Source organism: Acinetobacter sp. C26M, assembly GCF_023702675.1.
GTDB lineage: Bacteria > Pseudomonadota > Gammaproteobacteria > Pseudomonadales > Moraxellaceae > Acinetobacter.
This window is the reverse complement of the sequence record NZ_CP098478.1, coordinates 671,840-698,213: the sequence shown is the minus strand read 5'-3', so window position 1 is coordinate 698,213 and position 26,374 is coordinate 671,840. Positions and strand designations below refer to the sequence as shown.

Genomic DNA, 26,374 nt, shown 5'->3' with positions numbered 1-26,374 from the left:
CGATGCCAAATTCAAATATTCCAAAAGATCTGGCTGGCAGTCTCACCAGTTTTTTCACCAACATTAACTTTGAGCGGCTTAGCGAAATCGTAGTCGCTATTATTCTGTGCTTTATCGGCTTTGTGATTGCACGTTTAGTCTCAAATACCTTTATCCGCACCATTGGTAGTCGCTTTAATGCCCATCAACGCTTACTGTGGCGTCGAGGTATTTTTTATTTCATCTTCCTGCTGTTCATTATGACCAGCTTAAGAGAGGCAGGTTTTAAACTCAGCGTATTTTTAGGTGCGGCAGGGATATTAACTGTCGCGCTGGGTTTCGCCTCTCAAACCTCTGCCAGTAACTTGATTAGTGGCTTGTTTTTGATTGGTGAAGGGTCTTTTGAAGTCGGTGATACCATTCAAATTACTTTAATTCGCGGACAAACCATCGAAGGTGAAGTGATTTCAATTGACTTACTTTCAGTAAAACTGCTCACATTGGACAATGTATATATTCGTTTACCAAATGAACAGCTGATACGAACACCCGTGATGAACTTATCCAAGTATCCGATACGGCGTATTCCAATCACCTTGGCGATTAACTTCCACGAAGACATTATTAAAGTTCGACACGTTCTATTAGAGGTTGCTGCTAAATACCCATTGGTTATGGATGATCCCAAAGCGACTGTTACGGTGACTGCCTTTAGAGAATCTTCAATTGAGCTGTTATTTGCGGTGTGGTGCCGCCAAGAAAATTCACTCAAAGTACGCGATGAAATGCAGGAACGCATTCGTAACGGCTTTTTAGAAAACGAGATTGAAATTCCTGTACCGAAAATGGGACTGATTGATCGACCTCTCCCCTTAGAAAATGATGAAGTCGATCAATATGCCAATCAGAAAGAACTCAAAAAAGAACAGAAAGAGAGTTAACTCTCTTTCCGAGTCTCATCAAGCGTAGGCGGTAACGGTGCTAGGTAAGCGATCACCAACATGACGGCACCTGAACCGATAAATGAAATCACACGGGTTAAAGTGCCACTTTGCGATAGATCCAATAACAATAATTTCGCTACGACAATTGCTAACAAAGCTGCACCGACAAACCAGATTTGTCGAATATGACGTCGGCTGGAAAATGTCATCAGAATAAAAGCAAGGATCACCCACAACAGCGTCAAGCTGAGTTGTACATCACCATTCGACCAAATTGCTGCGCTCCAGAATGGTGTACCCAAATAATGGTGCATGGCTCGCACCACCACACTACTCAGCACCAATAGGCCAATCAAAATGGTGGTCACTTTAAAACCCCACTCAATCGAACGCTCTGCACTAAAGTCATGATGATAAATAATCCAGATCAGACCAAAAAACATCAGTAAAGACAGAATATCTGTCAGATTAAGCAGTGGTATAAAATAATATTGTTCAGCTGAATATGGATCTAGACTGACCAATACCAACCAAAATAGCGTTAAACACCAGATTGGCAACTGATGCAGCAACTCAGTTTTATTGGATGTAAATCGCCAAATACTATAAATAGCTGGGACAATGGCAAACGCGACAAGTGGCATGATTGGAAAAATAGCCAATCCTATACTGGCAAGGCTGAGCCAAAGTAATGCGGACCACAGCATAAGAGCTGCTTTAGATGTGTGAGTACTCAAGCTGGTCAATATCAACGTAATCGTGATTGATGCTATGGCAAACATCACTTGATCTAAGCGACTTGACCAGTGCCAAACCACATACACATGTTGAGCAAAACTTTCGCCATAAAGTAAAGCCAACAAAGCTCCCAATAAGATGAGTTGCACATTAGCCCACTGTAAGCGTGATTTAACATGCACCGCCAGACTAAACAATGCCAATAATATTGCAGCAACAGCGAGATAAGGGCTCAGTCCATCGTGCTGCCACTGCATCAATTCAACAGCAGCAATCGCGCCTGAATACAAACCAAGCGCCAGAAAAACCCCACTCAACATGCGTGCACTGAAATACTTCTCGACCTCTTGATAATGCAATAAGTAAAAAGCAGAAATAAATTGAGCAAGCGCAAAAATCGCGGTACTTAAAATTGGGAAATGATCATTTGACCAAACTTGGAACAGTAATGCCACTGAGCTTAATAACACCAGTGCCACGCCAACATAACGGCTTAAACGATATCGTTCAGTAACGCCCCAGACAATCAGTGCAGTTCCCTGAATTACCCAACCTGTAGAAGTCCAATGTGCTCCTTTGGCCAACGGAAAAATTAAGGCTACAAATACCACAGCCAGAATAAAGAAACTTTTTGCCAAAATTGATAATTGTGGATGCTGGCGTTTAATCCAGATATTTAAACTGATATAGACAATCGCGAGTGCAACTGCTCCCCAAGTAAGTGCTGAGGTCGAGTTATGCATTAAATAGGCATGTAGCGAAAAGCCCAGTACAGGGACACTAAAAATCAGACCAACATCTAAAATAGGTTGTAAACGCTCAGATGTCTGGGCTGTTTGTTGCTGCTCATTTTGAGCACGTAACATTAATTGGCTATAACGGATACTGAGCCAAATGAATAAAGCGATATGCAACCACAGGATCATATCCAAAGTATCAAACTGCGCTGTTTTGGCATAAATTCCAATGGTAGAACCACCAATGAACATGGTGGCAAAAAACGCAATTTGATGCAGGATTTTCCAGGGTTGAATAAAGTTCAACGCTGCCACGGCTAAGTTTATGACAAAATAATAACTAAACAAGAAAATCACATCAGGATGATTTTGTGGAATGACCAGCGGAGCTAGATAGGCCATGGTCAATGCCAACATGGCTAAATACAAAGCGTGTTGTTTTAAGCTTAGATAAACCGTTGCCAATAATAAAATGACAAACAGAATACTGGCGATGCTTAAGCTGGCAATCACAGCAAAATGATGTGAAAAAATCAAGGTCAAGAATACAACTGCCAGGCCGACACCTTGTAGAGCCACCGCAAATAATTGATTTTTCTTTTGCAGTAAATATCCTGCAACAGTTGTGGCTACACCCGCAACCGCAATAAAACCCAGTTTCACACCTAAGCTAAGTTGCCAATGCTCACTGGCAAAACGTAATAATAAGATTACCCCAACCATTAATATGGCCACAGCAACACGGAGAATTGGATTGCCATGTATCATCCAGTCCAATGCTGGCTGCCACCAAGCAGCTTGTTTAGACTCAGAAGGATGAGCAGCAGAGGTAGAGTTCTGAAGTATTGGACTTTGAACTGATTCAGGTCGAGCTTGCATCCATGCTGGTTGTTGTTGTTCCGCAATTGGAGAGTGTGAAGCTGTCATTGGTGCTAATTCAATCGCTTGACCAAAATCAGCAGACTGTTGTTGTGGCTGAATTGAAATATCTGGATTGAGTGATTGTGTTGTAACCTGCTCTAAATGCAGCAATCGCGTTTGAAAAGAACTGATGGTTTGGATCAAACACAACAACAATACCAATAAAGCACCACCCGCCAACCACATCCATGTATTGGCATAGGCAAATAGTGCGACAAGTGCCGCGCCATATATCACAATTTTTTGTACGCCAATACCAGCCCCTAATACAGAATTGCTCGGCACTGCTTGTTCGAGTTGAAGCAAACGCTGATGAATTTCAGACAGAATGTGCACAATTACAACAGTCAGGCCAATTGCAGCGGCGACAATCGTCCCTTGCCACTTAAAGGCAATTGCAGCCGCTAGCAACACAGCTAAGGAAATTAAAACAACGATGAGTCCCTGTTTGTCTTTTTTATACATAGACTTATATCAATTATGACAGCTTCATTGTAGCCATCTTACTTGATCACTAGATAAGCAGGTATTATTACATACAAAATACTGCAAATTTTCAACGACACAGCTAGCCGTACTCTTCCACGTTCAGATAAGACAGCCACGGCTTTTTCACGTAAAATACCTATTAATTTATAATTAGGATTTGCGCAATGCCACCTTTTGTCTTGGTAGACGGGTCTTATTTCTTATTTCGTGCTTTTCACGCTTTACCACCATTAACCACGTCTACTGGCTTACATACCAATGCAATACGTGGTGCAATTTCAGCAATCCAAAAACTGATGCGTCGTACTCAGCCTACCCATATGGCTGTGATTTTTGATACGCCAGAACCAACCTTCCGTCATAAATTATCGCCAATCTACAAAGGCGATCGCCCAAGCATGCCTGAGGAGTTATCTCAACAGATTCCTTATTTACATGCGTTGATCAAAGCACAAGGGATACCTTTGTATTTTCTCGCAGGTGCAGAAGCGGATGACATTATTGGTACCTTAACCAAGCGTGCCTTGGCAGAAGGTCATCATGTCCTCATCTCGACGGGTGACAAAGACATGGCGCAGTTGGTCAATGAACATGTCAAACTGGAAGACAGTTTTAAAGAACGTGTTTTAGATGAAGCGGGTGTTTTTGAAAAGTTCGGTGTGCATCCAAATCAAATCATTGATTACCTCACCCTGATGGGCGATGCGTCTGACGGCATCATGGGCGTTCCGGGTGTTGGCGCAAAAACCGCGGCGAAGCTACTGAATGAATACGGCACATTAAACAATATTATTGCCAATGCTGATCAGCTTAAAGGCAAACTCAGCCAAAATATTAAAGATAATGTAGACAACATCAAAGTTGACCATCAACTTGCCAGTATTGTCTGTGATCTAGATCTTGCTTTAGATTGGCATGACCTTAAACTCGCCAATCCTAATGTGGATCAGTTACGTGAGCTCTATACTGAATTAGAGTTTCGTAATCAGTTACAGTCTTTGGATCACCCGAACAATCCCAATAGTCCTGCTTATCAACAGACCTCGAAAAGTATTGCCAAAGCTGAACAAAAAGCAGAACCCGTGGTTGCTGAAGATCATGCCAATCTGTCTAGTCAAGATGATCAACTCGGTAATGCGACTTATCATACGATCTTGAGCCAACAAGATTGGGGTGCCTTATTGCAGCGTATGCAGCACGCCGATCATTTTGCGATTGATACAGAAACCACCAACCTCGATTATCGTGTAGCGGAACTGGTCGGTTTCTCGGTCGCATTTGATGCCAAAGATGCCTATTATGTTCCTGTTGCACATGATTATGAAGGTGCGCCTGAGCAACTGAATCGTGAACAGCTTCTCGCTCAGATCAAACCGATTCTTGAAAATGAACAAGTGAAGAAAATTGGTCATCATCTCAAATACGATGCTCACATCTTTGCCAATCACGGTATCACCATTCAAGGTTGGTATTTCGATACCATGCTGGCTTCATATGTATTGAATGCCGCTGCGACGCGACATGGTATGGATGATGTTGCACGTCTTTATCTTAGTCATTTGACCACGACGTTTGAACAAATCGCGGGTAAAGGTGCAAAGCAAAAAACCTTTAATCAAATCGAACTTGAAGTCGCAGCGCATTATGCAGCCGAAGATGCGCATGTCACTTATCGTTTGTATGAAGTACTTGCAGCAAAACTAAAAGCTCATCCAGAACTGGTCAATATTCTACATAATATTGAAATGCCTGTTGCTCGCGTGCTCACAGGCATGGAAGAAGATGGCATTAAGCTGGATCATCAATTCCTCGATCAACTTAGTGTCGAGTTTTCAGAAACCATCCAAACGCTTGAAGCGCAGGCAGCGGAACTGGCGGGTGAAGCTTTTAATGTTGCCTCACCAAAGCAAGTCGGTGAAGTCCTGTTTGAAAAGCTAGGACTCAAAGGCGGTAAGAAAACTGCAACAGGTCAATACAGTACCAGTGAAAGTATTTTAGAGAAAATCGAACATCCATTGGCTGAAGTCATTTTGGAACATCGTGGCTTGGCAAAACTCAAAAATACCTACACCGATCGCCTGATTGAACAATCGCATGACACAACACATCGTGTACATACCAGCTATCATCAAGCCTTAACTGCAACAGGTCGCTTGTCTTCAACCGATCCAAACCTGCAAAACATTCCAATCCGTACTCCGATTGGGCGTCAAATCCGTAAAGCCTTTATTGCACCTGAGGGTCGTGTGTTATTGGCAGCCGATTACTCTCAAATCGAACTGCGTTTGATGGCACATTTCTCTCAAGATGATGCATTAGTTCATGCCTTTCAACAAGGTCAGGATGTACACCGTCGCACAGCATCTGAAGTGCTTGGCATTGCCATTGAAGATGTGACCAATGACCAACGTCGTCAAGCCAAAGCGGTTAACTTTGGTCTGCTCTATGGTATGTCTGAATTTGGTTTAACACGTCAACTTGGCTTTAGCCGTGAAGAGTCACGTAGCTATATCGCACGTTACTTCCAGCGTTATCCGGGCGTATTGGATTATATGGAACGTACTCGTCAAATTGCGCGTGAGCAAGGTTTTGTTGAAACCATTTTAGGCCGTCGTCTATATACACCAGACATTATGGCAAGCAATAAAATGATCAAACAAGCAGCTGAACGCGCGGCAATCAATGCACCTTTACAAGGCAGTGCGGCAGATATCATTAAACTTGCGATGATTGCAGTCGATAAAATGTTGCCGAAAGATCAAGCCAAGCTGTTATTACAAGTGCACGATGAACTTGTGTTTGAAGCGGATGCTGCAATTGCAGATGAACTTTCAAAACAAATTGCTGAAGTCATGCAATCGGTATTGGAAATTTCAGTACCGTTTGTGGTAGAAGTTGGACAAGGTCAGAACTGGGATGCTGCCCACTAAGCCATCCACACACTAGAAAACAAAAATGTTTCTTGCAGACAGGGGATAAATTCCCCTGCGCTACAAGAAAACTGAAAATCAAGAATATCTGATAAAAATTAATTCGTATAGGAGAAAGGAATGCAAAATGTCCTTTAATCAAGTCCAATTTAACCGTCACCGTTCCATTGATACACTCCGTTTTATTTCAATCTTTTTGGTGTTACTGCACCACTTTAATATCCCATATAAGCTCTTTGACACCTCGATCAATTTTCAGGTTTTTGGTGAAAACATCACCGCGCTTTTAGCCCGAAATGGTAACTATGGTGTCACCATGTTCTTTGTAATCTCGGGCTATCTCATCACCTCACACACCATCAAACGCTGGGGTGCGTTACATCAGATCAATACACGCGACTTTTATATTTCACGATTCGCTCGCATCATGCCGACCTTGATTCTGCTGATCTGTCTGGTCAATCTCTTAGCTGCATTTGAGCTTAAACCTTTTATGACTCAGGCACCCAATGGCATTGTCGTCGCTCAGTCAACAGTTAACCTAGCAGCGTTGACCTTTTGGATGAACATCCTGATTATTGAAAATGGTTGGGTCAACTACGCGCTTGGCGTGTTATGGTCTTTATCTGTGGAAGAAGTGTTTTATTTACTTTTCCCACTGACAGCACTGCTATTTAACAAGAAGCCCTACTTTCTATTTGTCTGTTTCGCGCTGATTCTATTTGCACCGTATTTTAGATATTTACATTCTGGTGAAGAAAGTGGTGCGTACCTCTATCATTACTTCTCTAGTTTTGATGGGATTGCCTTTGGCTGTATTGCAGCACTGATTGCACCGCAAGTTAAGCTGCAAGCCCAAACCTGGTTGGGGTTGAAATATATTGCAATTGCGACAATGTTGATCATTTATTTTTCTGCACCGATTAAACAAAACTGTATTTGGGGCATCAGTCTATTTGCACTTGCGACAGCGATCGTGATTGTTGCAAATGTGGCAAATGAACACACCACCGTGCAAACACAGCGTTTTAAGTGGTTACAAGAAATTGGTAAGAACAGTTATGAAATTTATTTATTCCATCTGATTATTTTAGGTTTCTTTAAACTGTTTTACACACCAGCCCTTACCGAGGGCAACATTAAACTGGTCTTATTATTGATTTATTTCGTCCTTGCAATTGCACTGGGTGCTTTCATTGCGCACTATTTTTCGAATCCGTTAAATCGAGCAATACGGCAACGTTTGATCAAGAAATAAAAAAATGGGCATTACGCCCATTTTTTATTGAATCAGATTTGCTTAGAGACCCGTTAACAGGACTTTAGCTGCTTCATTCATCAAAATTTCAGCCACGTACAAAGCCAAGAACGCCAAAATTGGAGACAAGTCAATCATCCCCATGTTCGGCAATAAGCGACGGAATGGTGCAAGCAATGGTTCAGCCAACTCTTGAATCACTTCAATATAAGGTGAACGCGACTGTGTAAACATCACCACCCAACTTAAAATAATCGTTGCAAAAATCAAATAACGACAGAAACGAATCAAATCTTGAATCATGGTCACAAATGTTGTGATCACCAGATACACCGCACTATGCGGCATCTGTCCAGACAAATACATCAGACCAAACATTTTCAGGAGATACAGCACCACCAACAAAGCAACTGCCGCTAAATTGACACGGCCTTTACCTATCGTCGGAAAAATGCGGCTAAACACATCCACAATCTTGGTAGCTTTCACGGTTGAAAGCACCACTGGATTGTATGGACTGACTGCTGCCAATTGCATTAAAAAACGGAAAAAGACCAATAAAATTGCAACATTGATCAAAACACCAAAAATTAGCGCAGAACTTGCACCCATAATTGTCTTATCCTACTTAAACCGATTTAGTCTTGTCACTCAACTCTTGCGCTAGCTCTTGGCTACGCTTCTGAGCTGCTGCAAGCGCTGCTTGAATATTTTGTGAAATCTGCGCACGATCAAACACCTCTAAAGCTGCTTGTGTTGTGCCATTTGGAGAGGTCACATTTTTACGTAATTCTGCTGGAGAATTTGAGCTGGTAATCGCCATTTGTGCCGCCCCCAACGCTGTTTGCAAGGTCAATGCCGTCGCCACTTTTTCATCGAGCCCCAAGTTTTTGCCAGCACGAATCATACTTTCCATCAAATAGAAGAAGTATGCTGGGCCAGAACCAGAAACTGCTGTTACTGCATCAATTTGAGCTTCACTTTCCACCCAAATGGTTAAACCTGTCGCTGCTAAAATTTGACTGGTTAACTCACGATCTTGAGCATTCACCGCTTCAGATGCATAAATACCATGTGCACCTGTTTGGACTAACGCTGGTGTATTCGGCATGACACGGACAACGCGTTGACTACCACCAATTAAATCTGAAATCGTTTGAATTTCAGCACCCGCAATAATTGAGATCACGAGTTTATCTGACAATAAACCTTTTAATGGTTGTAATACCGTTGCCAAAACTTGGGGTTTGACTGCCAATACCACAACGTCCGCATTTTTAATTGCGTCTACATTATCAGTTGTGGTTTGAATATTTTTTTCTTCTAAGATGTGACGAATTTGTTCTACAGGATCAGAAACCGTAATACGGGTTGTGGGTAAACCACGAGATAGCAGCCCGCCAATCAAGGCTTGTGCCATGTTACCGCCGCCAATAAAACAAATATTTTGGTTCAATGTTGTCGCCATGTCCTACTCATCATACGAAAAAGACTGCTGAAAAACGTCATTACAGTCAGAAATTAAACTTGGTTGCCAACCGCCCTGCTCTAAATAATCAGATTGCGCCAACCAAAAACCCTTTGGGCTAAAAACCCCAAGCATAACATTATCTACGACTAATATTTGAATTGTATGACGTAACCAAGGCAAAATCTGTAGCTCTTGAATGGCTTTTTTCAGAGGCCAATGTCCAACACGACCATAAAGATGAATTATCTCACCCCCCTGTCGTTTAAGCAACGTTAACTCTCGCCCTAAAAGCTGTGAAGAAAGACCAATCGTTTGAGGTTCAATCTTAAATTGTCCAGCCGCAACATGGATGGTTTCGCCCATATCAAACTGTTGTGACAACGTATCTGAAAAGGAGAATAATTTTTCTGCGTATAGCTCATCATGAGTTAAACGATATAACGTCTTCTGATAGCGAACGAAATAATGTTGATTGATATGTAAGGTTGCCTGCGCATCAGGCTTTGCAAGAATGACCTCATGCTGCAATCGCTGCACCATATCATAACTTGGTCGATATTGATCCGCCCCCTTCATCCAAGTCGATAACAATTGACGTTGTCGTGCAGCCGAGAGTTGCTGCAACTTGATCAGATCAAGTACACGATCGGTCGCACATTGTTTCCAATCCCTCTGCAACACTTCATCCAGTATTTCCGCAGCATCCTGCATCAGAGAACTGGTTCGTGTCACAGCAGCCTGCATCTTTGGGAAGCGTTTTTGTAAGACATCCCATAATTTTTCTCGACACCACGCCCGATCATAGTGCGTATCGTGATTGGTTGGGTCTGTCACATAGTCAAAACCAAGTTGCTTCGACCATTGTTCAATTTGCTCACGGCTCAAATCTAAAAATGGTCGCCAAATGGTCATGTCTTGACGGATATCAATTTGCTGCATCGCAGCTAATCCATGTACACCTGCTCCAGAAAACAAACGTAATAATAGCGTTTCAGCCTGATCTTGCTGATGATGCGCCAAGACTAGAATTTCATTGGATTGTAAATGCTGTTGATATGCTTGATAACGTGCTTGCCGCGCTTGCTGCTCTAAATTACCTGTCGCAACGTCTACTTGCTGAATAATACACGGAATATTTAAGGCATCGGACTGCTGCTGTACAACACGGCCCCATTCAGCACTCATCGCTTGAAGTTGATGATCAACATAAATCGCACGGGCTTGCGTGGGAAAAAGTTCAGACATTAGAAACAGCAACAGCATGGAATCCATGCCGCCGCTACACCCAATCAAGAATTGAGTTTGTTCAGAAAAATGCTGAGTTTGTGCTAAGACGCGATGCCTAAATTGCTGCTGCCAAACTTCATTAAACGTTGATAACGTGCGTCGCATCGTTCTTGTGCATCCATCGGTTGCAATTCATCTAAAGCCTGTTTTAGCACATCTTTCAAATCATGCATGACTTTTTCAGGCTGCAAATGCGCACCGTCACCTTCATCCACAACATATTCAACAATGCCTAAAGCTTGAAGTTTATCTGCAGTTAAAGAAAGTGCTTCACTCGCTTGTGCTGCTTTATCTGCGGTTTTCCATAGAATAGACGCACAACCTTCAGGTGAAATCACCGAATAAATACTATGTGACAGCATAATCACACGATCGGCTACACCAATACCGAGCGCACCACCTGAACCGCCTTCACCCAATATTGTCGCAATAACAGGCACTTTCAAACTTGAAAGTTGTGCCAAGCTGGTTGCAATCGCTTCTGCTTGACCACGTTCTTCAGCCCCTACACCTGGATATGCACCCATGGTATCGACGAAGGTGAACACAGGTAAATTGAAACGTTCCGCCATATCAAGCAAACGTTGTGATTTACGATACCCTTCTGGATTACACATCCCAAAGTTATGCTGTAACTTTTCACGTGTGCTGCGACCACGATGTTGACCAACCACCATTACAGGTTGTCCGTCAAAACGCGCCAAACCACCGATCATAGCACCATCATCACCAAATAGACGGTCGCCATGAAGTGCATCAAATTCAGTAAAAATTTCACTGACATAATCTAGAAATTGCGGACGCTCAGGGTGTCGTGCAATTTGAACCGTAGCCCAAGCCTTGGACTGAGTCGCTTTATTTTTCATAAGTCAAGAATGGTCCATAATAATATGGTTAATCAACAAATTTGTCTGACTGAATATTTAACTCAATGTCCCAATGCTTAAATTGCACCTGCTCATCATGCAAGTCTGCAACCAATAAAGGCCATTGTTTAGCATCGCCAGAAACGCTGAGTTGCCATTGTTGATCATTTACAACACTCAGTTCAATGGCAGGAAGCATCTGATCACTACGACTATGGTTCAGCAAAACTGCAAGGCGGAGCAATAAACAAAGATAAAGTAAATGGCTACCGCCAACCTTTAAAACGTCATTTTTTGCATCTGCACGTAACTTACGACGATGGTGTGAAACCAAATGCGAGAGATGATTTTGATCAATTTGTGAGAAACCAGGAATATCTGAATGTTGCAATAAATAGGCCCCATGACGGTGATAACCACCATGACTGATTGCCAATCCAATTTCATGCAAATATGCAGCACGACGCAGTAAGTCACTGTCTTCAGTCGTTAAATTTAATGCATTAGCAACACCATCAAACAATTCTTGTGCCGTATTGACCACACGTTCAGCTTGCTTGGGATCTGCATTATAACGCCCCATTAACGCCTGTACACTACGGTCACGAACATCTTCATGCTTGAAACGACCTAGCAAGTCGTACATCACACCTTCTCGTAATGCACCATCAGAATATGCCAATTTATCGATATCTAAGACTTCAAAAATCGCATATAAAATGGCAAGACCAGCTGGCAAAACTGCTCGACGGTCTTCACGTAGACCTTCAAAATCAATTTCAGTGATATGTTTAAATTTAAGTAATCGATCTTTTAATTTATATAAACCGTCACGAGTCAGATTCTCTTGTTCGTCACTTAAACCTAAATTAACTGAAATTTGACGACAAGCTTTGATAGTTCCACTTGAACCAACAACCGTATCCCAGCCTTCAGACTTATAGGTATTGGCAATCGCAGAGAGTTCTTTACGGGCAGCAACCACTGCTTTATCAAAGGCTTTACTTGTAATTTCACCATCTGGGAAATAAGTTTTACTAAATGCTACACAGCCCATTTGCAAAGATTCTGTATGCAATGGCTCAAATTCTTCACCAATAATAAATTCTGTTGAGCCACCACCGATATCAACAACTAAGCGGCGACCACCATTGGCCATGGTATGTGAAACACCTAAATAGATCAGACGTGCTTCTTCACGTCCTGCAATAATTTCGATTGGTTTTGGTAAAATTTCAGCTGCTTTTTGAATAAATTCATGACCATTTTTTGCTTGTCTTAAGGCATTGGTCGCTACAATACGTAAACGATTAGGTTGAACTGAACTTAAACGCCCAACAAAACGCGCCAAACAAGCCAGTCCACGTTGTTGTGCTGCCTCTGTTAAATTTTTATTTTCATCAAGCCCAGCTGCTAACTGTACTTTTTCTGACATTGAAGCAACTTTCTTAACTTCACCGTGATCAACACGAGCGATTGCCAGATGGAAACTATTCGATCCCATATCAATCGCAGCAAGTAATTCTTCATCAATCAGAAAATCAGACATTATTCATATAAACCCATGCTCAATTCACGCATTAGAGTAATTCACATGCTTACAATTTTAAAGTCATTTTAAGCAATAAAAGTACTGTATTTGCGCTTTTACTTGATAAATGATTGTAGAAGTCGATGATCAACATCGTGAGCATCCATTAGACTTTTCATTTTCAAACTTGAATAATCAGAACAAACCCTTACATTGAATAAAGCGGCAATGTAATATTCATCGTGATGATGATTAAATTCGCACTTTATTTCTTAAATTTGGAGCAACCTTATGTCTGCGACTATTGTTAATACAACTGATGCAAACTTCCAAGCAGATGTTTTAGATGCTGAAACCCCTGTACTTGTTGATTTCTGGGCTGGCTGGTGTGCACCTTGTAAAGCAATTGCACCTGTTCTTGAAGACCTATCAACTGAATATGCAGGAAAAGTAAAAATCGTTAAAGTTGACGTGACTGCATGTGAAGATACTGCTGTAAAATACAACATTCGTAATATTCCAGCATTATTGATGTTTAAAAATGGCGAAGTTATTGCTCAACAAGTTGGCGCAGCACCACGTTCAAAACTTGCAGCATTCATTGACCAAAACATCTAATACAATTGTTAAATGGTCAATCTGAGAAATACGCTACTTATTGAATAGCGTATTTCTTAGTAAAAATTGACAATTTGCTTGATTTCCTCTATATTTCTGGATCAAGAAGCTTTGAATGGAATCTACTTCATTGCGCTTCTTAAAAGACACAAAACATAAGATCGCCGCTCGGCAATAACAATTGTTTTCACATTTCTCTCTGAAACAATGAACCAGACTACTGAATCGTGGTTGTGTAAATACAATTACATCAGCATGTATGTATGCGGTCGATTTTTTATTCTTTCCCTAACGTAGTCCTCCACTTATTCCATTCTGTCTGACCACTTATGAACTTAACTGAACTCAAGAAAAAACCCATTGGCGAACTCATTAAAATTGCGGAGTTTATGGGCCTTGAAGGCATGGCACGTAACCGTAAACAAGATATTATTTTTGCCATTTTAAAACGCCATGCCATGAATGGCGAAGAAATCTTTGGTGATGGCGTTCTCGAAATTCTTTCTGATGGTTTTGGCTTTTTACGCTCTGCAGCTGGTTCATATTTAGCTGGGCCAGATGACATCTATGTCAGCCCATCACAGATTCGTCGTTTCAACCTCCGTACAGGCGATACCATAACAGGTACCATTCGTCCGCCAAAAGAAGGTGAACGTTATTTTGCTTTATTAAAAGTAAACCAAATTAACTACGATACGCCCGAAAATTCACGTAATAAAATTCTCTTTGAAAACCTCACTCCATTATTCCCTACTGAGCAATTGGTTATGGAACTTGGTAACGGTACAACAGAAGATTTAACCTCCCGTGTTGTCGACCTGATTGCACCAATCGGTAAAGGTCAACGCTCTATTATTGTTGCACCACCGAAAGCGGGTAAAACAATGTTATTACAAACCATTGCTCAGTCAATTGTGCGTAATAACCCAGAAGTATTCCTAATTGTGCTTCTCATTGACGAACGTCCTGAAGAAGTAACAGAAATGGAACGCACAGTCCGTGGTGAAGTGATTGCATCTACATTTGATGAAGCACCAGCCCGTCACGTTCAAGTTGCTGAAATGGTAATTGAAAAAGCGAAACGTCTAGTTGAACACAAAAAAGATGTGGTGATTCTACTTGACTCAATTACCCGTCTTGCACGTGCTTACAACACGGTAATTCCATCATCAGGTAAAGTATTAACTGGTGGTGTAGATGCTCATGCTTTAGAACGTCCTAAACGCTTCTTTGGTGCTGCACGTAATATCGAAGAAGGTGGTTCACTTACCATTATTTCAACTGCCTTGATTGAAACAGGCAGTAAAATGGATGATGTCATCTACGAAGAATTTAAAGGTACTGGTAACCAAGAGATTACCCTTGATCGTCGTATTGCTGAGAAACGTGTATTCCCTGCAATGAATATCAAGAAATCAGGTACTCGCCGTGAAGAACGCCTCATGAGCGAAGAAAATCTTCGTAAGGTTTGGATTCTACGTAAATTATTACATCCAATGGATGAACTTGCAGCGATGGAATTCTTATTGGATCGCATGAAAGAAACCAAAACCAATGATGACTTCTTCGATCAAATGAAAAGAAAGGCATCAACTTAAATTTCAACTAAAAAGCTACCTTAATGGTAGCTTTTTTTATTTGGTTGACATACTTACAGAATATTTACATATTCTTCAAAAAAACATCACGATAAATAATTTATTGATTTATATAATTATATTAAAAGAACAGGTGTTGTTTTTTCAACTTACCGATTCAAATTATATAATCTATAGTTATTTTCTATCAAAAAATAGCCAAATTCTACCCATTTTTGTCGTTTTGTTGGACAGAACAGTAGTAATTCATGAATTGCTTTGATAGGATAGCTACAGACCAGTTAGGCTGCTCCCTGCGTTGTTACCTAAAGCGTTTAGGAATAATAAAAGCACAAACAGACTAGCTCAGGTTTTTTTTAATCTCACAATTTTATGAGAGTGATGCCATGTTATTCAAAAAATTCGCTGTTGTTGCTGCTATTGCTACTACTTTAGCTTTCGTTGGTTGCTCTAAGAAAGAAGAAGCTCCAGCGACTGACGCTACTGTTGCTGCTTCTGAAGCTGTAGAAGCTGCTTCTGAAGCTACTGCTGTTGTTGAAACTGCTGCTTCTGACGTTGCTGCTGCTGCTTCTGACGTTGCTGTTGCTGCTTCTGACGTTGCTACTACTGAAGCTTCTGCTGCACACTAATCTATTTTTTAGATTAAAAAAAAGAGAACCTCGCGGTTCTCTTTTTTTATGCCTAAGTTTTATCCATGCTCATGGAATTTAGGCATAAAAAAGCAGATCAATCGATCTGCTCATTCCCAACACGCTGTCTAAATTTCTGCCCTGCTCGGAAGGTCACCACTCGACGTGCAGAAATCGGAATCTCCTCACCTGTCTTTGGATTACGTCCTGGACGTTCACGTTTATCACGTAACTCGAAATTACCGAAGCCAGAAAGTTTGACTTGTTCACCCGCAATTAATGCTTGGCTGATTTCGTCAAAAAATAATTCGACCATTTGTTTTGCTTCGCGGCGATTTAAGCTAGTAAGCTCACTTAAATGGTCCGCCATATCTGCTTTAGTTAATGCTGTCATGAGGCCCTCAATGTCGCTTGGTAAGTGTCTTCCAACACTTGAATAATGTTATCCATACCAGATTTAATTTCAGCATCTTCAAGCGTACGAGTTGGATGTTGCCATAACACTGCAAAAGCTAAAGAGCGCTTGCCTTGTTCAACCCCTTGCCCCGTATACACATCGAACAACCATGTTGAGTCGAGTAACTCACCACCAGTCTGCTCAATTAACCGCTGAATATCTCTTACCTCAATATTATCAGAGATTAAAAGCGCAATATCACGTCTAACCGATGGAAAACGTGATAATTCTGTAAAATTAGATACATAAGATTGCAAAACTGCCTGTTGATCCAGCTCTGCAACCCAGGTTATGCCCAAATTCAGTTCATTTTCCAATGATGGATGCAAGCGACCTAAATAACCAATCGATTGTCCATTCACTAAAATCTCTGCAGATTGCCCTGGATGTAACCATGCACGCTCAGTACGAGCAAATTCAACACTGATGCGTCCAGCTGCTAAAATTTCTTCAACCTCACCTTTGAAATCCAAGAAATCCATTGCCTGTGGTTTTGCATGCCAAGATTCTGGTGTACGTGAACCTACAGCAATCAATGCCAAAGTCGGAATCTGTTTAAGGTCGTGAATGCTTTGTGCATTCTGATAATCAAAACGTAAACCTAATTCAAAGAAACGTACACGCTGCTGTTGGCGATTTAAGTTGTACTGTACACATGGAATCAGACTTGATAACAACGTACTACGCATTGCAGCCAAATCACTTGAAATTGGATTCGCCAACATCAATGGCTGTACATTTGGATTCAATTGCTTCTCAAGTTTTGCATCGGCAAAACTAAAGCTAATCGCTTCTTGATAGCCTAATGTTGCAACGGTTTGACGTAGTTGCGCAACTTCAAAACGGTCTTGATATTTCTCTAATTTCGCATCAGTTTTCGGCAAACTAATCTGAATATTGTCATAACCATCAATACGGGCAACTTCTTCAATTAAGTCTTGATAGATTGCCATATCATAGCGATGTGATGGAGGGACGATACTCCACTCACCTTCAGCTTTACTTTCAACCACACAGCCGAGACGCGTCAAAGCATCGGCAATAAAATCACCTGCCACTTGATAACCGAGCAATTGGTCTACTTGAGCTTGTTTTAACTCAATTGCTTCGCGCTTTGGCAACAAAGCTACTTGCTCAGCAACGGTTACTGGACCAAACTCACCACCAGCAAAGGCTTGAATCAGCTCAGAAGCACGGTGCATGGCAATCATTGGCAATTCAAAATCTACACCGCGTTCATAACGTTGTGATGAATCCGTATGTAAACCAAAACGACGCGCACGACCTGCGATCGCTAAAGGCGCAAAGAATGCACTTTCAAGGAAGATGTCTTGGGTATCATCTGTTACAGAAGTATCCAAGCCTCCCATAATACCTGCAATGGCCAAAACTTTTTGATCATCTGCAATGACCATCATGTCATCTTGTAATTCAATTTCTTGATCATTGAGCAGCGTCAATTTTTCTTGAGCTTTGGCTTGACGAACTTGGATTGAACCTTCAATTTTTGCCAAATCAAAGGCATGCATTGGTTGGCCCAACTCAAGCAACACATAGTTGGTAATATCGACCAAAATGCTATGTGTACGAATACCTGAACGTGCGAGAGCTTGTTCCATCCACTCAGGAGTTGCCGCTTTAACATTCACATTTTTGATAATACGACCCAAATAACGTGGCGTACCTTCTGTGCTAATCGTTACTGTTTTCTCATCATTAATTGATGCAGGTACAGACTGAATCTCAGGCTCATTCATCTTCAACTGATTGATCACTGCGATTTCACGTGCAATTCCACGAATACTAAAGCAGTCACCACGGTTTGGTGTGATACTGATATCAATGACATTGTCATCAAGCTTTAAATAGTCACGAATATTTGCGCCGACTGGTGCATCAGCAGGTAATTCCAACAAACCATCAATTTTGTCTTCTAAATCAATTTCAGAAGCACCACACAACATCCCTTGTGATTCCACACCACGCAGTTTGCCTTTTTTAATTTTAAAATCGCCTGGCAGTACAGCGCCAATCGTCGCAACAGGTGCTTTCATGCCGACACGAACATTTGGCGCGCCACATACGATTTGTAATGGCTCACCAGAACCAATATTAATTGTGGTGACGCGTAAACGATCGGCATCTGGATGCTGTTCAACGGTCAGAACTTCTCCAACCACCACACCTGTAAATGGTTTTGCTACAGGTGCTAATTCATCAACTTCTAAACCTAGCATGGTCAATTGATCAGAAAGTGCTTCGCTATCAATTGCTGGGTTCACCCACGTACGTAACCAATTTTCACTAATTTTCATTTGTTTCTTCCTTAAATCTCCCCTAACCCCTCTTTAACAAAGAGGGGAAACACAAAACATCAATTCGTGAAAGTCCCCCTTTCACAAAGGGGGATTTAGGGGGATTTTAATCAATAATCTATAAACTGTTTAGGCAAACTGGCGTAAGAAACGCACGTCATTTTGGTAGAACATACGCAAATCATTGATGCCATAACGCAACATTGCAAAACGCTCTACCCCTAAACCAAAAGCAAAGCCTTTGTATTTATCAGGATCAATCCCTGCAGCACGTAGTACATTTGGATGCACCATGCCACAACCTAAAACTTCTAACCAACGACCACGCTCATCCATAATATCTACTTCAGCACTTGGCTCAGTAAATGGGAAATAAGAAGGACGGAAACGTACTTTCAAATCTTTTTCAAAAAATTCATTGAGTAGGTTAATCAATAAACCTTTTAATTCAGCAAAGCTGGTATTTTCTGCAACGTATAAACCTTCGATCTGATGGAACATTGGCGAATGGGTTTGATCCGAGTCACAACGATATACACGGCCCGGACACACGATACGAATTGGCGGTTGACTAGTTTCCATAGTACGAATTTGTACGCCCGAGGTATGAGTACGAAGCAAATGTGTTGCATCAAAATAGAAGGTGTCATGCATAGCACGAGCTGGATGGTGACCCGGAATATTTAAGGCTTCAAAATTATGATAATCATCTTCAACCTCTGGACCATAAGCAATTTGGAAGCCAGCTTTAGTAAAGAACTGGCAAATCCGTTCTTGTACTTGAGTAACAGGATGAATACTTCCCATACGCTGACCGCGACCAGGTAAAGTAATATCAATCGTTTCACTTGCTAATTTTTTTGCAAGCTCAGCTTGTTGTAATGTTTGTTGACGTTCAGTCAAAGCCGTATTGATTGCTTCACGAACAGCATGAATCGCAGCACCTTGTACTTTGCGCTCTTCAGGATCCATTTTTCCAAGTGCTTTCGACTGCTCTGCAAGCTGGCTTTTCTTCCCTGTAAATTGCACACGGACTTGATCGAGTGCAGCAAGGTCTTGAGCCGCTGCAATGGCAGCAAGCGCTTCAGTGGTCAGGGCTTCCAGTGACATAGTAACTCTCAAAGCAACAAAATATAGAAATAGAATAAAACGCTATAGTTTATCAGCTTTTTACCTATTTAATGAAGATAAACGACTGCTTAAATAGAGTACTTTTTCAGTTTTAATTTAAAGATAAAACAACAAGAATATGAAGCAGATGGCTTAATTTTTATTAAAAATTAATCAATAATTGGATAAAATGTATAAGATACTAAGGTCTATTGACATTTCAAGCATCTATGAAATATCAATAAACCCGAATTCGTCAATGAGAAAGAATAACGATGGCGCTTAATCAAATCTGGAAACAACAGCTTACACTTGTCACCTATGGCAATGAATTTCTTGCGGGCGATCTCAATTTTAGCCGCTGGGTTGAGCATCCGATTTTTAATCAAAATCGACTAATTTTTCGGGATTTACTCTCCCAACACCTGTTGGCACAACATTTCCAAATTTGGCTTGAAGGCTTGAAAAAACAAGGTGTGAAGAAACTCAGCCTACACCTCTCAAGCGTATTAAATGACGAACAAAACCCAAATGCCAATGTTGAGTTACTCCCCTTCGCTCATTTTATTGTCAGCCACCAAGCCAACAAAAAAATAGCTTGGATCTGCGGGCATGAACTGGCTGAATGGTATAACAGTGATCAAGAATTTATCACACCTCAAAGTCAACAAAGTACAACCCACCAAGAGGTGCTTTGGCGTTATGAGTTAAGTGATAAGTTTACAAAGAAAATTGATGCTGACTTACAGAAAGTGAATTGGAATCAGGTTGCGATTTTCTTGGAAAAAGAGCTTTTTGACAGTAAATATGCGGAACATTTTTCAGAACCAGAACAACAAGACCTTCCATTTTACGGACACGACATTGATCCAACAGTGCTATCAGAACAACAGCTTGCATTAATTCCAACAGACTACCCTGCGGATTGCGCACATCGCTTATTACACCGCACCCAAGCTTTGGCTGATTATTTGGAGCAACAAAGACAGCATCCTTACAGTGCTACTGGTCAATTGATTAGCCCAGAAGAACAAATTAATTTACGTAATTTTTCACAGAAGACCGATGATTTATTTGCCAAGCTGATCGTCAAAACAGCAAACCATTATCAGACTGCCCAACTGACAGCAGAGGAGCCAGAAATCATTGACCGGACCATGGAAGTGCCACATCATCCTGATAAGACTCAACATCACAAGGTTGGCACATCCGGCGTGATTAAATTGATTGTTCTTACGGTGATTATCTGTCTGGTTGCTTATTATTTTGGTCTATAACAATACCGCTATGCATAAAGAAACCTAAATCCCAACGTCTAGGTTTCTTTACTTTTATCGATTAAAAAGTTGGTCTAATTTTTATAATCACTTTATGCCCACCATCATGTTGATTGACGATGTGATGCACATTTTCAATTTCACCCTCAACTTCAGCGTCTGGCCCATAGAAAATTCGGATGGTTTCACCCTTTCTAGGCACAATACTCAGTTCTGTTTCAAATGCACCTTGCTGCAATCCTTCTACACTGACTAACATATTTTTATCCTGATGCTGTTTTCTTTACTGTAAAAAGATTTCCGAACAAAAGTCTAATTAAACATGTTTGGGTTATGTAATTTCACAATCAATCAACAACTTGATTTACTCATTATAATCCAAGTCATCTTCATCAATATTGATAAAATCAGGTTCAGGGGTTTGTTCAAATCGTACCGCTAGAATCTCAGTTTGCTTTAGTAAACTTGCTTTAGCAACACGATGCATACCATCCATCACTCGCCCTTGCGCGCATAGAATAATCGGATAATGCAGATCAGCATCTTGCACCAATTGAAAGTGCTCAATGATTTGCTGTGTGGTCGGATACTGATCTGGAAACCAATAGGCTTCATTGAGTTCTTGAATATCAGCAAGCGCAACTTTCTTGGTAACGAAATTATTTGTCAATGCAACCAAGCGATGAACATCCCAAATATATGTATCTTCGCCAACTTGTCTAAAGTGATATTGTCTACGCACGTTTTAACCTCTGTATATTTCAGCTATGATCATTAGCTTATAGTTATCAAGAAACATATGTAAAAGAAGATTTTTCTTATATTCCTCCACACTCGCTTCAACAAAAACCTCAGACCAATCCTGAACTTAATAATGATAACAATACAGAAGAAAAGCCAACATCTGCTACGGCCTCGACGCTTTATCTGATCTTCTTTCTAGCTATTGTCATCGGGCTACTTTACGGGGTGTTCTGGCTGGTTAACCATTATGAATTCGCCAAATTTATGGTAATAACGCTCGGCGTAATTATTTTTCTGATGATTTGGTCCAGAAAGTAGAATACAAAGCATAACAAGACTGCTAAAAAGCGGCCTTGTTATTTTGTGCATGTAGCAACTGAGCGCGCACCTGCATGAGTGCAAAACCAAGTAAGTTTAATCCCTGCCATTGGCTCGGGTCTTGGATATGCTGATGATCTTGTGCCATACCAATCCCCCAAATCTTATCGACAGGCGATGCTTCAACCAAAATACGATCATGCGTGGCAATCAAGAAATCTCTTAATTCTGGATGCTGTGAGAATTTAGCCAAATTTGCCTGTACCACGATATCAAAACGCTTTTCCTGCCACAGTTGTTCGTCATAGTTATTTACTTTTCGACCTAACTGTTTTGCTTCATTCGGATGCGTGACCTTCAAAATCTGATTAAATCTCTCATCATCATTAAAGAGTTTTGCTTTTTGCGCCATCATATAATGTTCCGCTGTGAGATATTCAACACCATCCTGTTTGAATGGCGATGGAAACCACTGGCTAAAACAGCTTTTGTCTACATGATCGGTTTGCTTTGGGGTATGCCCCCAGAAATATAAATATTTAAATGGGCAGCCTTGTTGGACTTGTTGAATTAAATCATTTAAAAATTGTTCGTCTTGCATTATCTATCTCTGATTATTATCTATTATTAAAAAACCAATTCACTAAAAATAAAAAAGACCGCTAAAAAGCGGTCTTCTTTGAATCTCTAAGCTTATGCAGCTAATGCGCCTTTAGCTTTTTCAGCTAAAGCAGCAAATGCAACTGCATCATGCATAGCGATGTCAGCTAATACGCGACGGTCGATGATCACTTGAGCTTTTTTCAAGCCATCGATCATACGGCTGTATGACAAACCGTTAAGACGAGCACCAGCATTGATACGCGCAATCCATAAAGCACGGAATTGACGTTTCTTTTGACGGCGGTCACGGTAAGCGTATTGACCAGCTTTGATTACCGCTTGGAACGCTACGCGGTAAACGCGTGAACGAGCACCATAGTAACCTTTAGCGCGAGCAAGAATTTTTTTGTGACGACGATGAGCCACTACACCACGTTTTACACGAGCCATTTATAATCTCCTTAGATGTATGGGCACATAGCACGAACTGATGCAACGTCACTTACGTGAACCATTACACAGCCGCGCAATTGACGGATACGCTTAGCAGATTTTTTGGTCAAAATGTGGCGTTTGAACGCTTGTTTACGCTTAAAGCCGTTTGCAGTCGCTTTGAAGCGTTTAGCTGCACCACGGCGAGTTTTCATCTTAGGCATAACAACCTCTTTTGAACACCTGTTCGGAACGTTTGCACCATTGCAAAAACGACCTGCAGGTAAGGGAGCCGATATTCTAAAGCATCTTCATTCAAAACAAAAGCAAAATGCTCATTTTTTGATAGCAACTCCATTATTTTCGCCAAACGTTATTTTCCATAATTAATTCTCAAATTATGAGAAATATGCACAAAATAAGCGCATATAATAATGACAAATTCTTAAATCTCAATCTATATGAATATACAGAATGATGCTTTCGCCGCGTTGCGGTATCGGGATTTCTCTATCGTTACCCTCAATCAATTCTGCTTAACCCTAGCAATCTTGATTCAGGAAATTATTGTCGCTTATTCACTCTATCAAATTACTCGTGATCCGCTCACCTTAGGTTTCATTGGTCTGGCAGAGGCTATCCCATTCATCACACTCTCGTTATGGGGTGGTTATTTTGCGGATAAGCTAAATAAACAGAGCATCATGAAGGTCTGCTTATTTTTCTCTATTCCTTTGCCTTTGATCCTTTGGGGACTGTTCCATTTACATGGTTTAGAGAAAATTGGGATTAGCACCCTCTCTTGGGGCATCTATGCTGTTATTTTTGCATTAGGAACCATTCGCGGCTTCTATAATCCATCTGCAACTTCACTCAAGCCTTTTTTGATTCCACGAGAACTGTATGCCAATGGTGCGACATGGACCACGATTGGCTGGCAAAGTGGAGTCATTATTGGCCCAATGCTGGGTGGTTTTATGCTGGCTTATCTTGGTCGAGAAAATAGTCTATTTGCAGTTACAGTATTGTTGTCGATCTGCTTTATTCTCATTAACTGCTTACAGCAACGTACGTTCCCAAAAATGGAAACTGAAAATGTACTGCAAAGCCTGACTGATGGTTTCCGTTTTATCTGGAAAACCAAAATCGTTTTATGGGCGATCTCGCTTGATCTAGTATCCGTGTTATTTGGTGGCGTGATTGCACTCCTGCCCATTTTTGCAGAAGATATCTTAAAAGTTGGTCCTGAAGGTTTAGGCTATTTACGTGCTGCACCATCAATCGGTGCACTACTCACCATGATCGTGTTGACCAAATTCCCTCCAATGCAACATGCTTGGCGGAATATGTTATTGGCTGTAGCTGGTTTTGGTATTTTTACCATCCTGTTCGCTTTCTCAAACAATATGTGGCTGTCTCTGTTTGCGCTCGCAATGACAGGTGCTTGTGACAGTATTTCCGTGGTGGTTCGTCAAACTGTGTTGCAAATTTTCCCACCCGAAAATATGCGCGGTCGCGTTGCAGCAGTAAATGGAATGTTCGTTTCATCGAGTAATGAATTGGGTGCCTTTGAATCAGGTCTGGCTGCCAAATACTTAGGCACTATTAGTGCAACAATTCTCGGTGGATGTATGACCTTAGCAGTAGTAAGTTATTGCTGGTTTAAAACCAGTGATTTATTCAAAGTCGATATTACCAAAGGCTCAGAACATTAAATCAATGGGGAGAGGCTCTCTCCTTTCCCTATTTTAAAAAACACCCAAATACAATACATATAACGTCAAATAACGCCCACCTTTGGCAATGGTGACAATCAATAGAAATCGCCAGAAATTCTCCTTCATCAAACCTGCAATTAAAGTAATTGGGTCACCTATCACAGGGGTCCAACTCAGCAATAAAGAATAAAAGCCATATTTATGATAAATCTGCTGTGCTTGTAACAACCGTTGTTCTGAAACAGGAAACCATTTCTTATCTTTAAAGTGTTCGATTTTTAGCCCAAGCCACCAGTTCACACAGGAACCTAAGACATTGCCAATCGTCGCAAGCAAAATCAGGTAAATAGGATTAGAAAGCCCTTGTACCAATAATGTCATCAATACTGCTTCAGACTGTAAAGGCAATAAGGTAGCAGCGCCAAAGGCAGAGAGAAATAATAACAAATAAGACATCAAAACAAGGTTCTCTCAAACAGGCAGCAACACAGCATCAAGAGCAGACCATATAACGTGAATGCTATAGATTCAAGGTTAATTTTGCCCAAGTCGCTTCAAGCATCTCCTGTGAAATATCAATCCGAAAAACGCTTTTAATGCTTTGTTCAAACTCATCCAAAGTGAATAACTCTTTCTTATCAGAATTTCCTTTACCATGCGTTCTTAAAACACGATCTTTTAAGGTAATTCGCACCTCTGCATTAGCAGTAGATAACATTAAATACTGAGTAAATAAGGATTCAGGCGAGGTCGAAATGTACCAATTTGCAACGAGAGCATCTGCATCTGCAATTTGCTGCTCGGAGTTAATCGCATAGACATTTACCCATTGACCATGAATATAGACTTGCAGCATATATGTCATTTCCGTCAGCACTGTCGTATCCAAACCACTCTGTGCAGCTTCAACAAATCTAAAAGGTTCTAGTGGTGTCTGCTGTGTTTCACCAATTTGATCAAGTGATAAAACCGTGGTCGGGGTCATCCCCCCAAATCCAGGATCATACAAAAACAATTGCTGATCAATACATACCAGTGTGACCAAATGAGTTCTCACTGGAGTACTGGAAGGCGAGCTTTGATAATACACTCGACCGAGTACGTTATATGCCTCATAACCCAGTTCAGTTAAGGCAATTCTGGTTAGGGTACTGTGTTCTAGACAATAGCCTTCACGATTTTCAATCAATAATTTTTGAACAAGTTGGTCTGACGCTAATGAAACCTCATCTCCTAAAAAAGAGGATAAGTTACCAAAAGGGATAGCTTGCACATGACGACTTAATAGGCTTTTTAGATTAGCCAAAGTTGGAGAGAAATCTCCTTCAAAACCAAGCTTTTTTAAATAAAGGGCTGATATTTTTGCTTGCATGATGCTTTATCTTTGATGAACTTGAATTATCG

24 protein-coding genes are annotated in these 26,374 nt (G+C 41.0%); 8 read left to right on the top strand and 16 right to left on the bottom strand.

Annotated elements, in window-relative coordinates; translation table 11 throughout:
• Nucleotides 1–2 precede the first annotated feature (2 nt).
• Complete coding sequence (locus NDN11_RS03255) at nucleotides 3–920, top strand: mechanosensitive ion channel family protein (RefSeq protein WP_167251145.1); 918 nt, start codon at nucleotides 3–5, stop codon at nucleotides 918–920.
• Here the strand turns inward: NDN11_RS03255 and NDN11_RS03250 are convergent.
• Nucleotides 917–3,784, bottom strand: a complete 2,868-nt coding sequence (locus NDN11_RS03250; protein WP_251110758.1) for a DUF2339 domain-containing protein — start codon at nucleotides 3,782–3,784, stop codon at nucleotides 917–919. The two genes, NDN11_RS03255 and NDN11_RS03250, sit on opposite strands and share 4 nt — an antisense overlap.
• 188 nt (nucleotides 3,785–3,972) lie before the next feature.
• Here NDN11_RS03250 and polA point away from each other — a divergent pair, with 188 nt between their 5' ends.
• A complete protein-coding gene (gene polA, locus NDN11_RS03245) occupies nucleotides 3,973–6,738 on the top strand; it encodes a DNA polymerase I (protein ID WP_251110757.1) in 2,766 nt (921 codons plus the stop codon).
• A 127-nt stretch (nucleotides 6,739–6,865) separates the two neighbouring features.
• The gene (locus tag NDN11_RS03240; RefSeq protein ID WP_251110756.1) at nucleotides 6,866–7,996 is read left to right on the top strand and encodes an acyltransferase family protein; all 1,131 of its coding nucleotides are present in this window, start codon (nucleotides 6,866–6,868) and stop codon (nucleotides 7,994–7,996) included.
• A gap of 42 nt (nucleotides 7,997–8,038) precedes the next feature.
• On the opposite strand, the gene NDN11_RS03235 is transcribed toward NDN11_RS03240, so the two are convergent.
• From NDN11_RS03235 to ppx, 5 genes are read right to left on the bottom strand one after another with little or no spacing between them, the layout of a single operon-like run.
• Nucleotides 8,039–8,608, bottom strand: a complete 570-nt coding sequence (locus NDN11_RS03235; RefSeq protein ID WP_005184711.1) for a YggT family protein — start codon at nucleotides 8,606–8,608, stop codon at nucleotides 8,039–8,041.
• Between the two features lie 16 nt (nucleotides 8,609–8,624).
• Nucleotides 8,625–9,464, bottom strand: coding sequence for a pyrroline-5-carboxylate reductase (proC, locus tag NDN11_RS03230; protein WP_251110755.1), 840 nt, complete (start codon nucleotides 9,462–9,464; stop codon nucleotides 8,625–8,627).
• A 3-nt stretch (nucleotides 9,465–9,467) separates the two neighbouring features.
• Nucleotides 9,468–10,739: a tRNA lysidine(34) synthetase TilS gene (tilS, locus tag NDN11_RS03225; RefSeq protein WP_251111479.1), complete on the bottom strand. Its 1,272-nt coding sequence runs from the start codon at nucleotides 10,737–10,739 to the stop codon at nucleotides 9,468–9,470.
• A 56-nt stretch (nucleotides 10,740–10,795) separates the two neighbouring features.
• On the bottom strand, nucleotides 10,796–11,620 hold the full coding sequence (locus NDN11_RS03220) for an acetyl-CoA carboxylase carboxyltransferase subunit alpha (protein WP_005146510.1): 825 nt from the start codon (nucleotides 11,618–11,620) through the stop codon (nucleotides 10,796–10,798).
• Between the two features lie 28 nt (nucleotides 11,621–11,648).
• Nucleotides 11,649–13,169, bottom strand: coding sequence for an exopolyphosphatase (ppx, locus tag NDN11_RS03215; RefSeq protein ID WP_167251155.1), 1,521 nt, complete (start codon nucleotides 13,167–13,169; stop codon nucleotides 11,649–11,651).
• Between the two features lie 273 nt (nucleotides 13,170–13,442).
• On the opposite strand from ppx, the gene trxA reads away from it, so the two are divergent.
• The 3 genes from trxA to NDN11_RS03200 all read left to right on the top strand — a co-directional run bounded on the left by trxA (nucleotide 13,443) and on the right by NDN11_RS03200 (nucleotide 15,996).
• Nucleotides 13,443–13,769, top strand: coding sequence for a thioredoxin (gene trxA, locus NDN11_RS03210; protein WP_251110754.1), 327 nt, complete (start codon nucleotides 13,443–13,445; stop codon nucleotides 13,767–13,769).
• Between the two features lie 329 nt (nucleotides 13,770–14,098).
• Nucleotides 14,099–15,367, top strand: coding sequence for a transcription termination factor Rho (rho, locus tag NDN11_RS03205; protein ID WP_167251157.1), 1,269 nt, complete (start codon nucleotides 14,099–14,101; stop codon nucleotides 15,365–15,367).
• 386 nt (nucleotides 15,368–15,753) lie between these two features.
• Nucleotides 15,754–15,996 carry a hypothetical protein gene (locus NDN11_RS03200; RefSeq protein WP_251110753.1) on the top strand — a complete coding sequence of 81 codons (243 nt, stop codon included), beginning with the start codon at nucleotides 15,754–15,756 and terminating at the stop codon, nucleotides 15,994–15,996.
• Between the two features lie 97 nt (nucleotides 15,997–16,093).
• Here NDN11_RS03200 and NDN11_RS03195 read toward each other — a convergent pair whose 3' ends face one another.
• From NDN11_RS03195 to pheS, 3 genes are all read right to left on the bottom strand, one after another.
• Nucleotides 16,094–16,390 (bottom strand): integration host factor subunit alpha, encoded by a 297-nt coding sequence (locus tag NDN11_RS03195; RefSeq protein WP_000126166.1) that lies wholly within the window; start codon nucleotides 16,388–16,390, stop codon nucleotides 16,094–16,096.
• Entirely contained in the window at nucleotides 16,387–18,768 is a 2,382-nt protein-coding gene (gene pheT, locus NDN11_RS03190; protein WP_251110752.1) for a phenylalanine--tRNA ligase subunit beta, read from the bottom strand. The genes NDN11_RS03195 and pheT overlap by 4 nt, the downstream gene beginning before the upstream one ends.
• A gap of 129 nt (nucleotides 18,769–18,897) precedes the next feature.
• Nucleotides 18,898–19,878: a phenylalanine--tRNA ligase subunit alpha gene (gene pheS, locus NDN11_RS03185; protein WP_005146537.1), complete on the bottom strand. Its 981-nt coding sequence runs from the start codon at nucleotides 19,876–19,878 to the stop codon at nucleotides 18,898–18,900.
• A 275-nt stretch (nucleotides 19,879–20,153) separates the two neighbouring features.
• On the opposite strand from pheS, the gene NDN11_RS03180 reads away from it, so the two are divergent.
• Nucleotides 20,154–21,155: a hypothetical protein gene (locus NDN11_RS03180; protein WP_251110751.1), complete on the top strand. Its 1,002-nt coding sequence runs from the start codon at nucleotides 20,154–20,156 to the stop codon at nucleotides 21,153–21,155.
• A gap of 61 nt (nucleotides 21,156–21,216) precedes the next feature.
• Here the strand turns inward: NDN11_RS03180 and NDN11_RS03175 are convergent, their stop codons facing one another.
• From NDN11_RS03175 to rpmI, 5 genes are all read right to left on the bottom strand, one after another.
• A complete protein-coding gene (locus NDN11_RS03175; protein ID WP_167251163.1) occupies nucleotides 21,217–21,414 on the bottom strand; it encodes a hypothetical protein in 198 nt (65 codons plus the stop codon).
• 105 nt (nucleotides 21,415–21,519) lie between these two features.
• Nucleotides 21,520–21,897, bottom strand: coding sequence for a hypothetical protein (locus NDN11_RS03170; RefSeq protein ID WP_251110750.1), 378 nt, complete (start codon nucleotides 21,895–21,897; stop codon nucleotides 21,520–21,522).
• 342 nt (nucleotides 21,898–22,239) lie between these two features.
• Nucleotides 22,240–22,818, bottom strand: a complete 579-nt coding sequence (gene ybiA / locus NDN11_RS03165) for a riboflavin biosynthesis intermediates N-glycosidase (RefSeq protein ID WP_251110749.1) — start codon at nucleotides 22,816–22,818, stop codon at nucleotides 22,240–22,242.
• Between the two features lie 92 nt (nucleotides 22,819–22,910).
• On the bottom strand, nucleotides 22,911–23,270 hold the full coding sequence (gene rplT / locus NDN11_RS03160; protein WP_004664213.1) for a 50S ribosomal protein L20: 360 nt from the start codon (nucleotides 23,268–23,270) through the stop codon (nucleotides 22,911–22,913).
• Between the two features lie 11 nt (nucleotides 23,271–23,281).
• Complete coding sequence (gene rpmI / locus NDN11_RS03155) at nucleotides 23,282–23,476, bottom strand: 50S ribosomal protein L35 (protein WP_004804484.1); 195 nt, start codon at nucleotides 23,474–23,476, stop codon at nucleotides 23,282–23,284.
• A gap of 237 nt (nucleotides 23,477–23,713) precedes the next feature.
• On the opposite strand from rpmI, the gene NDN11_RS03150 reads away from it, so the two are divergent.
• Nucleotides 23,714–24,967, top strand: coding sequence for an MFS transporter (locus NDN11_RS03150; RefSeq protein WP_167251169.1), 1,254 nt, complete (start codon nucleotides 23,714–23,716; stop codon nucleotides 24,965–24,967).
• Nucleotides 24,968–25,000: 33 nt separating this feature from the next.
• Here NDN11_RS03150 and NDN11_RS03145 read toward each other — a convergent pair whose 3' ends face one another.
• Nucleotides 25,001–25,426: a YqaA family protein gene (locus NDN11_RS03145; protein WP_251110748.1), complete on the bottom strand. Its 426-nt coding sequence runs from the start codon at nucleotides 25,424–25,426 to the stop codon at nucleotides 25,001–25,003.
• A 64-nt stretch (nucleotides 25,427–25,490) separates the two neighbouring features.
• Entirely contained in the window at nucleotides 25,491–26,342 is an 852-nt protein-coding gene (locus tag NDN11_RS03140; RefSeq protein ID WP_251110747.1) for an arylamine N-acetyltransferase family protein, read from the bottom strand.
• Nucleotides 26,343–26,374: the final 32 nt, after the last annotated feature.

Coding starts and splice junctions, on each gene's coding strand:
- NDN11_RS03255 (WP_167251145.1), top strand. CDS start 3: ATGCCAAATTCAAATATTCCAAAAGATCTGGCTGGCAGTCTCACCAGT.
- NDN11_RS03250 (WP_251110758.1), bottom strand. CDS start 3,784: ATGTATAAAAAAGACAAACAGGGACTCATCGTTGTTTTAATTTCCTTA.
- polA (WP_251110757.1), top strand. CDS start 3,973: ATGCCACCTTTTGTCTTGGTAGACGGGTCTTATTTCTTATTTCGTGCT.
- NDN11_RS03240 (WP_251110756.1), top strand. CDS start 6,866: ATGTCCTTTAATCAAGTCCAATTTAACCGTCACCGTTCCATTGATACA.
- NDN11_RS03235 (WP_005184711.1), bottom strand. CDS start 8,608: ATGGGTGCAAGTTCTGCGCTAATTTTTGGTGTTTTGATCAATGTTGCA.
- proC (WP_251110755.1), bottom strand. CDS start 9,464: ATGGCGACAACATTGAACCAAAATATTTGTTTTATTGGCGGCGGTAAC.
- tilS (WP_251111479.1), bottom strand. CDS start 10,739: ATGGATTCCATGCTGTTGCTGTTTCTAATGTCTGAACTTTTTCCCACG.
- NDN11_RS03220 (WP_005146510.1), bottom strand. CDS start 11,620: ATGAAAAATAAAGCGACTCAGTCCAAGGCTTGGGCTACGGTTCAAATT.
- ppx (WP_167251155.1), bottom strand. CDS start 13,169: ATGTCTGATTTTCTGATTGATGAAGAATTACTTGCTGCGATTGATATG.
- trxA (WP_251110754.1), top strand. CDS start 13,443: ATGTCTGCGACTATTGTTAATACAACTGATGCAAACTTCCAAGCAGAT.
- rho (WP_167251157.1), top strand. CDS start 14,099: ATGAACTTAACTGAACTCAAGAAAAAACCCATTGGCGAACTCATTAAA.
- NDN11_RS03200 (WP_251110753.1), top strand. CDS start 15,754: ATGTTATTCAAAAAATTCGCTGTTGTTGCTGCTATTGCTACTACTTTA.
- NDN11_RS03195 (WP_000126166.1), bottom strand. CDS start 16,390: ATGACAGCATTAACTAAAGCAGATATGGCGGACCATTTAAGTGAGCTT.
- pheT (WP_251110752.1), bottom strand. CDS start 18,768: ATGAAAATTAGTGAAAATTGGTTACGTACGTGGGTGAACCCAGCAATT.
- pheS (WP_005146537.1), bottom strand. CDS start 19,878: ATGTCACTGGAAGCCCTGACCACTGAAGCGCTTGCTGCCATTGCAGCG.
- NDN11_RS03180 (WP_251110751.1), top strand. CDS start 20,154: ATGGCGCTTAATCAAATCTGGAAACAACAGCTTACACTTGTCACCTAT.
- NDN11_RS03175 (WP_167251163.1), bottom strand. CDS start 21,414: ATGTTAGTCAGTGTAGAAGGATTGCAGCAAGGTGCATTTGAAACAGAA.
- ybiA (WP_251110749.1), bottom strand. CDS start 22,818: ATGCAAGACGAACAATTTTTAAATGATTTAATTCAACAAGTCCAACAA.
- rplT (WP_004664213.1), bottom strand. CDS start 23,270: ATGGCTCGTGTAAAACGTGGTGTAGTGGCTCATCGTCGTCACAAAAAA.
- rpmI (WP_004804484.1), bottom strand. CDS start 23,476: ATGCCTAAGATGAAAACTCGCCGTGGTGCAGCTAAACGCTTCAAAGCG.
- NDN11_RS03150 (WP_167251169.1), top strand. CDS start 23,714: ATGAATATACAGAATGATGCTTTCGCCGCGTTGCGGTATCGGGATTTC.
- NDN11_RS03145 (WP_251110748.1), bottom strand. CDS start 25,426: ATGTCTTATTTGTTATTATTTCTCTCTGCCTTTGGCGCTGCTACCTTA.
- NDN11_RS03140 (WP_251110747.1), bottom strand. CDS start 26,342: ATGCAAGCAAAAATATCAGCCCTTTATTTAAAAAAGCTTGGTTTTGAA.